A 9,304-nucleotide genomic window follows, 5' to 3' on the forward strand; every position below is an offset into this window, starting at 1 on the left:
AGGCAAAAAAATGAGAATAGGTATTTTCCCGAATTGTAAAAAAAAGGCCAGCAAAGATATTCTTGACAGAATGAGGATATTTTTTGAAAAACAAAATGCCGATGTGTTTCTGCCCCAGGAAATGGCAGAGCTTTTCAGCTGCAAAGATATTGGCGTAAAAAATATTCTTAATGCGGATATCGATGTCGGCATCAGTATAGGCGGAGACGGGACGCTGCTGGGAGTGTGCAGGCTGCTTGCACCTCACGATATACCCGTATGTGGGATAAACATAGGAACTTTAGGGTTTCTGGCGGACATTGAAGTGAGCGAGCTGGAAAATAAACTGATCAAGATATTGAACGGCAATTATAACATTGAGCAGCGTCTTATGCTCGCCGGTTACATAAAGAAGGACAATGCACTCAAACTGGCGGGTTATGCAGTAAACGATATCGTTTTGACAAGTGCAGGGGTGGCCAGGATGGTGGGGCTTGAATTGGAATTTGATTCTTACAAGGTACCGAGTTATCGTGCCGATGGTCTGATTGTATCCACTGCCACAGGGTCTACCGCTTATTCCCTTTCAGCGGGAGGACCAATAATAAATCCGAAAGTAAAGGTGCTTTTAGTCACCCCTATATGCCCGCATACCTTTTATGTGAGACCAATGATAATAAATGAAACAGAAGAGATAAATATAAAGGTGAAAGATACCAGTCAGGATGTAATACTGACTTTTGACGGACAAGACGTATATCCTATTTCATCGGATGAACAGGTGATGATATGCAGAGCGCCTTTTTCTGCTAAAATCATTAAATTTGATGATAAAAATTATTATAAAATACTTTTGAATAAGTTAATTCGGAGCAATACAAATGCAGATGCTCAGTAATGCTATTCAAATCAACCAATGTCTTCTGAAAGAAGCGGTAAAAAACGCAGATCTTCTTGTAGATGCCACCTGCGGCAATGGGTCCGACACGTTGTTTCTAGCAAATAATGCCAAGTATGCACATATTTATGCTTTTGATATCCAAAAAGAAGCTATAGAAAAAACAAAGGAAAAAACTAAGAAATATGAGAAAAATATATCTTACATATGTGATTCGCATATAAATATGAAAAAATATGTGAAGCACAAGGCTGATGCGGTGATTTTTAATCTGGGATATTTACCTGGGGCATCGCACGAAATAACCACACATGCAGATACAGTATTGAAAACTATAGATGCGGTAAAAGATTTGTTGAAAATCAACGGCATAATTTCAATTTTGGCCTATCCCGGACATGCAGAAGGGTATAATGAATATTTGAAGCTGCTTGAATATACGAAGATGATGGATAAGCATATTTTTACGGCGTGCTGGTATAAATTGCATAACCATACTAATGCTCCGGCGATGTGCTGGATAGAAAAACAGGGGTGAATTTACGTGAAATCACTGAGACATGAAAAAATTAAAAGCATTATAGAAAACTCGATTATTGAAACACAGGAAGAGCTGGCCGAAGCATTGCGAAATCACCATATTGACGTTACGCAGGCTACTGTTTCGAGAGATATCAAGGAAATGATGCTGATAAAAATACCTACTGATGACGGACGCTATAGGTATGCCTGTCCTTCCGACAAAAAATTCTTTTTTTCAAAGAACCGTATGGAACGTATTTTTCATGACAGTGTCATCAACATAGATTACAGTGAAAATATAATTGTAGTAAAGACACTGCCGGGAGCGGCAAACGCTGTTGCTTCGACTTTAGATTATGCAAAGTGGCCAGAGATAATCGGGACTGTCGCAGGTGACGATAATATATTGGTTATTATAAAACCGTTATCTGCCGTGGAAAAAGTGATGAAAAAACTGGAAAAATTTATATCTTGATGTATTTTGTAAAGAGGGATAGGTCAGCATGCTGAAAACATTGACTGTATGGAATCTTGCGCTTATTGATCATTTGCAAGTCAATTTTGACGATGGGCTTAATATACTGACTGGTGAAACCGGGGCCGGCAAATCACTGCTGCTTGGTGCACTGGGATTGCTTATGGGGCAGCGTTCTAATATTGATGTTATAAGGAATGGCGGCAGTTATTTGCGTATTGAAGCTGTTTGTACCATTGATAATGATGACGTACACAGCTTTCTTGAAAATAATGCTATCCTTGATGAAGCAAATGAGCTGATTATAGTCAGGCAGATAAACAGAAACGGGAGAAATATAATTCAGATAAATGGCTGTCAGGTCACTGCAGCGGCGTTGAAGGCACTTAGTGAGCTTATGATCGATATTCACGGACAAAATGAAAATCAATCCCTTCTGCGGCCGGAAGAACAGCTTGCCTTAGTTGACAGGGCAGTGCCGGATTTTGAAAAATATATGGAAACATATATAAAAGCATATGGGCAATATAGGGAGATTACAAAAAAACTGAATGAAAAAAAAGCGGCTTCTCAAAATTATACGGAACATATGGAGATGCTGCGCTGGCAAAATGATGAAATAGAAGCAATCGCGATCCAGCCGGATGAAGATAGGGAAATTGAAGAAAAAATAAAAAAGATAACTAATACGGAAAAAATAGCCAATTTAGTAAAATCCACCTACTCGCTGCTTGCCGATGACAATAATGGAGAGACAGTTTTAATTGCACTGTCAGGCATTAAGAAGAATCTTGATGCACTCTTGAAATATGATAAAAATTTTGCGACTGCTAAAAAAATAGCGGATGATGCATATATACAGCTTCAGGAAATCAGCTACGAAGTACGCGATTACATCGATGATATTGATTATGATCCGACTGTCTTAAACATGCTTTTACGGCGCAGTGATGATATTGAAAGACTTTGCCGGAAGTATGGACCGGAAGTTGATAATGTTCTGGCTTATCAAAAAAAGATAAAAGATGAACTGGATGAAATGGAAAATTACGATGTCATAATAAAGGATATGCAGTCGGATGCTGATTTAGCAGAGAAAGAACTTGAAAAAGCCGCTGCTGAACTCAAAGCTGTACGCAAAAAAGCTGCAGATGAGCTTTCCAAACGAGTGAAAGAACAGCTGCTTGATCTGGGAATGCATAATGCACAGTTTGCTATCCAGTTTAAAGATACACAGGAATATAGTAAAACAGGTACAGAAACAGCTCAGATATTATTCTGCGCTAATGTTGGCGAAGAATGTAAGCCGCTTCAAAGGACGGCTTCCGGAGGTGAATTATCACGTATTGCCTTGGCAATAAAAACCGTGACTGCGGCAGACGATCATGTCGGTGTGATGGTATTTGATGAAATCGATGCGGGCATAGGCGGGAAGACCGCGCAAATGGTAGCTGAAAGAATAGCCAAGATAGCAGCATTCAAACAGGTGCTGTGTATAACTCACCTGCCTCAGATAGCCTGTATGGCTGATGCCCATTTTTATATTGATAAAACTGTCCAAAAAGAACATACAGTTACACGCATTAAGAAACTTTCATCGGGAGAGCAGCTCAATGAGATAGCTCGCATGGCATCAGGTATCGATATCACAGCAGCTTCTCTTGATAATGCCATGGAAATGCTTAATAATGCCAGACTGAAGAAAAAAAGAATGGAAAAATAACTTTCTTATAAGCAGCATATAATGAAAAATATATTTGATTTGGAGATGAAATATATGTATGAAGATCTTATTGAAAAAAAAATAGCTTCTGTAAATGTTTTTGACGGAGACCTCCTCCATGTAAAAAAAGACGAAGTTGAACTGCCTAATGGACGCTATGCGAGCAGAGAATGGATAGAACATCCAGGAGCATCTGCTGTTATACCGTATACAGCTGATGGTAATATAATTATGGTCCGTCAGTATCGTTATCCCGTAAGGCAGGTGACCTTGGAAATACCGGCAGGAAAACTTGATTTAAAAGGGGAAGATCCATTGGCATGCGCAAAACGGGAGCTTAGTGAAGAAACTGGATATACCTCTGAAAAATATACAAAGCTTTTGACCTTGGCGACTACTGTCGGCTTTTCCAATGAATATATACACATTTATTTAGCGGAAGAACTAAAGGCGGGACAGATGCACCCGGATGAGGATGAATTTCTTAATTTGCTGACGATTCCTTTGGCAAAGGCAGTGCAAATGGTATATAATGGTGAAATAATCGATGCAAAGTCTGTGTCGGCTATACTCTTGGTCAATATGATCAAAAATAAAGAATGCTGAGTGTTCAGCGATAGGAGGTCCTTATGTTTGGTTTCGGCCCTGAGATGATTTACGGGATTCCGGGTCTTATCATTGCGTTGACGGTTCATGAATATGCACATGCCAGAGTGGCGGTGTATTGCGGTGATTTTACACCGCGGCTGCAGGGACGGCTTACACTTAATCCTGTTGCACATATTGATCCGTGGGGATTGATTGCTTTGTTTATATTCAAATTTGGCTGGGCCAGACCAGTAATGATAAATCCAAGAAATTTCCGCAATATGCGTCGGGATGATATTCTTGTTTCGCTCGCCGGACCGGCATCTAATATTGCAGCGGCTTTTGCTGCGGGCATATTATTGGCTTTTTTGTATAAATTCGGCTATATGCAGCAATGGATACAGCAGGTTTTATTGATGACGATGATCTATAATGTCAATTTTGCGGTATTTAATATGCTTCCTATTCCGCCTCTTGACGGATCAAAAGTATTGATGAATATATTGCCTTATGAACTTGCCAGGCAGTACGCACAGATTGAACGGTACAGCATGGCAATTTTTATAATTTTTCTGTTGTTGGCCAATACGCATATACTGGGAAGTTTTCTCAGCATGTTTACCATACCTATTATGAGCTTGATCAGATTAGTTATGGCACTGCTGATTTGATTTAGCTCATTAAATTAAAAATATTACACAGATTTTTGTGCGAAATGAGAACCTGTGTAATATTGTAGTACAGGATGAAATTTATGTCTTTAGAGTATAAAGTGCATCTAAAGGCCTTTGAAGGGCCGTTGGATTTGTTGCTCCATTTGATCGAAAAAAATAAAATTGATATTTACGATATACCTGTTGCTGTTCTAACAGAACAGTATCTTATATACTTAGATCAATTCCGTGAATTCAATATTGATATAGCAAGTGAATTTCTGCTTATGGCTGCGGAATTACTGCGTATAAAATCGCGCATTCTGCTGCCGGAACTGGTAAGTGAAACAGATGATCAACAGGAAGATGATCCCCGGCAGGATTTGGTAGAACGACTTTTGGAATACAGAAAATTTAAGGAAATTAGTAATGTACTTGACGAAATGGCAATAGCACAGGGGCAGATTTTTTATCGGGAAACAGAGCTGGGACCTGTTCAGCATCTGCCTCCCCAGAATATGGATATAAAAACTTTATGGATAGCTTTTCAGAATGTTATGGAAGGACAGCTGTCCGATAAAAAAATCCAGAAAGTCGCAAAAGATAAATTCAGCGTGCAGGATAAGATGTTGATAATATTGACATTGCTTGGAAATAATGAAAAAGAATGCGCACTTTTTACAGAGGCATTCGATGCTGATGCTGATCGGGCGGAGCTGATCGTCACTTTTTTGGCTATGCTGGAATTGATAAAATTAAAAAGAATATATATAAGGCAGGATTATTCTTTTTCATCCATATATATTTTTTTGAGGAATGATGAAGAAAATGTTTTATGAAAAACTGAAGGCACCTCTTGAGGCAATGCTGTTTATATCTGCTGAGCCGCTATCCTGCAAGCAGATAGAGGCTATACTGCAGATTGACAGGGAAAATGCGGAGGCATTAATCAATGAACTTCAGGAAGACATGAATAGAAATAAAAGCGGCCTGATGATAAAAAAAATAGCGGATGCATATCAGATGTGTACAAAACCGGAAATGGCCGTTTATCTGAATAAATTAACAGAAGTAACAGATAAAAAATTGTCTGCACCCGCATTGGAAACACTGTCTATAATTGCTTTTAAACAACCAATAACAAAGCAGGAAATTGAAAATATCCGTGGCGTACGGGTGGACAGTATAATAAATAAACTTTTAGAACGTGAATTAGTGCAGGAAGTAGGCCGTAAGAAAGTAGTTGGCCGTCCTATTATGTATGGGACGACAAATACTTTTTTAAAATGTTTCGGGTTGACAAATCTTGGACAGCTGCCGGCACTTTCTTTTTAATTAATGAAAAACTCGGTTATATTAATGAAAAATTATTTTTTTAGCAAATGAGAGAATAATATATATGCTTTTGAGAAATATGATGAGTAAAATTTAATTGACAATTATTATGTACCTGTATATAATGACCATATACAAGCAATGGTGCTTATCTCATCAGATAAGGGCCATTTTTTTCATCCCCATATAAATGAAAATATTATTCATTGTGAAACGTAAATTATATTAATCTCAATGATATATGAGCTTAACCTGCAAAAGGCATCCTGATTTTGGGGTGAAAAAGGAGCAAATTAACTGTATAAGATAAGAGTCTGCAGTAATTACTGCTGAGTATTTTTATCATTTTATAAATTTTCAGGAGGATGTTATGGCTGTTTTACTTGAAAGTGATAAAGAATATGATTTGCCTAAAATGTATAAGATAAGACAGGTCTTTCCGAATGAAGAATTGAAAAATATTACAGAAGAAATTAGCTGCAAAATGAATTCACCGGAAATATATTCTAAAATACGTCCTGATATGCACGTTGCTGTGTGTGTTGGCAGCAGGGGAATAAAAAACCTGTTTACGATAGTTTCTGCGGTGGTAAATGGTTTGCTCGAAAGGAAGGCAAAACCGTTTATTTTATCAGCTATGGGAAGTCATGGCGATGGCACCGAAGAAGGACAAAAAGAGATTTTAGCGGGATATGGTATCACAGAAGACCGTCTGCATGTGCCTATAGTAACGCAAATTGGTGTACAAAAAATTGCTGCGCTTTCAAATGGAACACCATTATTTTTCGATGAAGCAGCTATAAGGGCAGATTTAATAGTTCCCATTAATAGGATAAAGATACACACTGATTTTGTTGGTGACATACAAAGCGGACTCTGCAAGATGCTTGTGATAGGTTTGGGAAATCAAAAGGGATGCTCAACTGTCCATGAGGAAGATCCAACAAATTTTTCTAAGATAATCGAAGAAGGGGCCGGAGTGATAATTGAAAAAATGAAAGTCGGATTCGGTGTCGCTATAGTTGAAAACGCATACGATAAAACGGCTTGTGTTGATGTTATTGCCGGTGAAAAAATAATTTCCGGTGAAAAGGAGCTTTTGAAAAAAGCAAAAAAATATATGCCTTTTATTAGGCTGCCATCAATAGATATATTGGTAATGCAGGAAATAGGTAAAAATATTTCAGGGGCAGGCTACGATCCCAACATAGTAGGCCGTAGTTCTGTGCTGAAAGAGTTTACAATACCTTTTCCCAAAATAGAAAAAATGATATTATTGGATATAACTGAATCATCTCATGGCAATGGCATAGGTATAGGCTTATTCGATGTAATTACGAAAAATGTATTTGCTAAGCTGGATTTTAGGGCAATGTATACGAATGCGGTTGCATGCAAATGCATTGAAGATGTTAAAATTCCACTGATGGCAGATGACGAAGAGGAGGCTGTCCGGATAGCGGTGAAAACTACCCGGAATTTGAATAAAAAAAAGTTGAAAGTGGTGCGGATAAAAAACACTTTGGAATTGGAATATATAGAGGTATCAGAGGCATTGCTGCCTGAAATCGGGAATAATGAATATCTAAATCTAATCGGAACGTAATATTATAAAAATTTTATAATGAAACAAATAATGGAAACAATATATATTGACAAATGTGTCGTTTCGTATTATGATAAAAAATATAAAAGCAATGGTGCTTATCTTATTTAGATAGGCACCATTTTTATTTATATTAATATATAAATGAAATAATCATTAATATTAACAAATGATTTATATTAATCACTGGGCGAATATCATAAACGATGTTCAAAAACGATAAGATATTAATGTAATTATGGGAGGAAAAAATGAATTCATTATCAGATGCATTTATACCTAAGGGAAAAATTAGATCTCTATATATTTTTATCATCGCAGCAATAGCTTTTGTTGTGATTTTAGGAATATGGTCTGCGTTTACATTGATAGGAAAAATGGATCCGTTTTTTTTACCGCCGCCAACGGATGTAGTTAAAACAGCAGTAAGCTTATTTTCACAGGGCGATTTCATAAAAGATATCGGGATAACAGTATTTCGTGTAATGGCAGGTTTTGTGATAGCAGCTGTAGTGGCATTGCCGTTTGGCCTCACAATAGGAACATATGCGCCTGTTTCAGCTTTATTGGAATATGTAGTTTCTTTCATTAGATATCTGCCGGCATCTGCGTTTATTCCATTGTTTATTTTATGGATAGGAATAGACGAACCGGAGAAAATAGCTGTTATTATTTTGGGCAGTTTGCCGCAGCTGATTTTGATGATTGCTACTAATGTCCGCAATGTGCCGATGTCGATGATTGAGGTTTCCTATACATTGGGTACTTCCAAGGCAAGTGTATTATGGAAGGTGATTCTGCCGAAGGCTCTGCCTGATATCATGGACACCTTCCGTACTGTTCTGGGATGGGCGTGGACATACGTAATTGTGGCAGAATTAGTAGGAGCTTCATCGGGAATAGGCTTTATGATAATACAATCACAAAGAATGATGAATACATCCAATATATTTGTAGGGATTTTGACAATAGGTTTCATCGGCATGATAATCGATGTTGCGTTTAAGATTTGCCATAAAAAATTCTTTTTTTGGAATAATTAGGTGACAATGGGAAGGGAATATATATGCGGATAAAAGATATAGAGAATACCAACACAGGCCTTACCGTTGAAAATGTGACTAAAATATATAAAACAAAAAAAGGTGATATTCTGGCACTGGATAATGTGAGTTTGCATGTGCAATCCAATGAGTTTTTAGCTCTGCTGGGTACATCGGGATGCGGAAAATCTACACTATTGCGAATTATATGCGGGCTGGAAAAGACAACGGAGGGAAGTATAATAAATCAGAGAAAGGTAATAGCGGGGCCTGGAGCGGACAGAGGAATGGTTTTTCAAGCCTATAATCTTTTTCCCTGGATGACTATTTCAGAAAATATACAATTTGGTCTGAAACAAAAGAATGCCTCTCGCAAGCAGGCGAGAGAGATAGCTGAACATTATGCTGAGCTAGTTGGTTTGAAAGGATTTGAAAATCAATACCCGAACTCTCTGTCAGGAGGTATGCGACAAAGAGTAGCG

General features: G+C 37.8%; 11 protein-coding genes. All 11 read left to right on the forward strand.

Annotated elements, in window-relative coordinates; genetic code table 11:
• Positions 1–10: 10 nt before the first annotated feature.
• Positions 11–877: an NAD(+)/NADH kinase gene (locus I6758_RS07625; RefSeq protein WP_196604618.1), complete on the forward strand. Its 867-nt coding sequence runs from the start codon at positions 11–13 to the stop codon at positions 875–877.
• On the forward strand, positions 861–1,415 hold the full coding sequence (locus I6758_RS07630; RefSeq protein WP_196604619.1) for a tRNA (mnm(5)s(2)U34)-methyltransferase: 555 nt from the start codon (positions 861–863) through the stop codon (positions 1,413–1,415). Before I6758_RS07625 ends, I6758_RS07630 begins: the two co-directional genes overlap by 17 nt.
• 6 nt (positions 1,416–1,421) lie before the next feature.
• A complete protein-coding gene (gene argR, locus I6758_RS07635) occupies positions 1,422–1,874 on the forward strand; it encodes an arginine repressor (RefSeq protein WP_196604620.1) in 453 nt (150 codons plus the stop codon).
• Between the two features lie 28 nt (positions 1,875–1,902).
• Positions 1,903–3,597, forward strand: a complete 1,695-nt coding sequence (gene recN, locus I6758_RS07640) for a DNA repair protein RecN (RefSeq protein WP_196604621.1) — start codon at positions 1,903–1,905, stop codon at positions 3,595–3,597.
• A 54-nt stretch (positions 3,598–3,651) separates the two neighbouring features.
• On the forward strand, positions 3,652–4,203 hold the full coding sequence (locus I6758_RS07645) for an NUDIX domain-containing protein (protein ID WP_196604629.1): 552 nt from the start codon (positions 3,652–3,654) through the stop codon (positions 4,201–4,203).
• A 23-nt stretch (positions 4,204–4,226) separates the two neighbouring features.
• Positions 4,227–4,856, forward strand: a complete 630-nt coding sequence (locus tag I6758_RS07650) for a site-2 protease family protein (protein ID WP_196604622.1) — start codon at positions 4,227–4,229, stop codon at positions 4,854–4,856.
• Positions 4,857–4,939: 83 nt separating this feature from the next.
• A complete protein-coding gene (locus tag I6758_RS07655; protein WP_196604623.1) occupies positions 4,940–5,677 on the forward strand; it encodes a segregation and condensation protein A in 738 nt (245 codons plus the stop codon).
• Positions 5,667–6,173, forward strand: coding sequence for an SMC-Scp complex subunit ScpB (scpB, locus tag I6758_RS07660; RefSeq protein WP_196604624.1), 507 nt, complete (start codon positions 5,667–5,669; stop codon positions 6,171–6,173). Before I6758_RS07655 ends, scpB begins: the two co-directional genes overlap by 11 nt.
• A 370-nt stretch (positions 6,174–6,543) precedes the next feature.
• Positions 6,544–7,779 carry a nickel pincer cofactor-dependent isomerase, group 22 gene (locus I6758_RS07665; protein WP_196604625.1) on the forward strand — a complete coding sequence of 412 codons (1,236 nt, stop codon included), beginning with the start codon at positions 6,544–6,546 and terminating at the stop codon, positions 7,777–7,779.
• Between the two features lie 251 nt (positions 7,780–8,030).
• Positions 8,031–8,822: an ABC transporter permease gene (locus I6758_RS07670; protein ID WP_196604626.1), complete on the forward strand. Its 792-nt coding sequence runs from the start codon at positions 8,031–8,033 to the stop codon at positions 8,820–8,822.
• A gap of 23 nt (positions 8,823–8,845) precedes the next feature.
• Positions 8,846–9,304, forward strand: a 459-nt coding sequence (locus tag I6758_RS07675) for an ABC transporter ATP-binding protein (RefSeq protein WP_196604627.1), incomplete at its 3' end; no start/stop codon positions are given.

The sequence above is a fragment of the Pectinatus haikarae genome (assembly GCF_015732185.1).
GTDB classification, from domain to species: Bacteria; Bacillota; Negativicutes; order Selenomonadales; family Selenomonadaceae; genus Pectinatus; species Pectinatus haikarae.

What these genes read in the sequence shown, in the direction of transcription:
- I6758_RS07625 (WP_196604618.1), top strand. Translation starts at nt 11, where the DNA reads ATGAGAATAGGTATTTTCCCGAATTGTAAAAAAAAGGCCAGCAAAGAT.
- I6758_RS07630 (WP_196604619.1), top strand. Translation starts at nt 861, where the DNA reads ATGCAGATGCTCAGTAATGCTATTCAAATCAACCAATGTCTTCTGAAA.
- recN (WP_196604621.1), top strand. Translation starts at nt 1,903, where the DNA reads ATGCTGAAAACATTGACTGTATGGAATCTTGCGCTTATTGATCATTTG.
- I6758_RS07645 (WP_196604629.1), top strand. Translation starts at nt 3,652, where the DNA reads ATGTATGAAGATCTTATTGAAAAAAAAATAGCTTCTGTAAATGTTTTT.
- I6758_RS07650 (WP_196604622.1), top strand. Translation starts at nt 4,227, where the DNA reads ATGTTTGGTTTCGGCCCTGAGATGATTTACGGGATTCCGGGTCTTATC.
- I6758_RS07655 (WP_196604623.1), top strand. Translation starts at nt 4,940, where the DNA reads ATGTCTTTAGAGTATAAAGTGCATCTAAAGGCCTTTGAAGGGCCGTTG.
- scpB (WP_196604624.1), top strand. Translation starts at nt 5,667, where the DNA reads ATGTTTTATGAAAAACTGAAGGCACCTCTTGAGGCAATGCTGTTTATA.
- I6758_RS07665 (WP_196604625.1), top strand. Translation starts at nt 6,544, where the DNA reads ATGGCTGTTTTACTTGAAAGTGATAAAGAATATGATTTGCCTAAAATG.
- I6758_RS07670 (WP_196604626.1), top strand. Translation starts at nt 8,031, where the DNA reads ATGAATTCATTATCAGATGCATTTATACCTAAGGGAAAAATTAGATCT.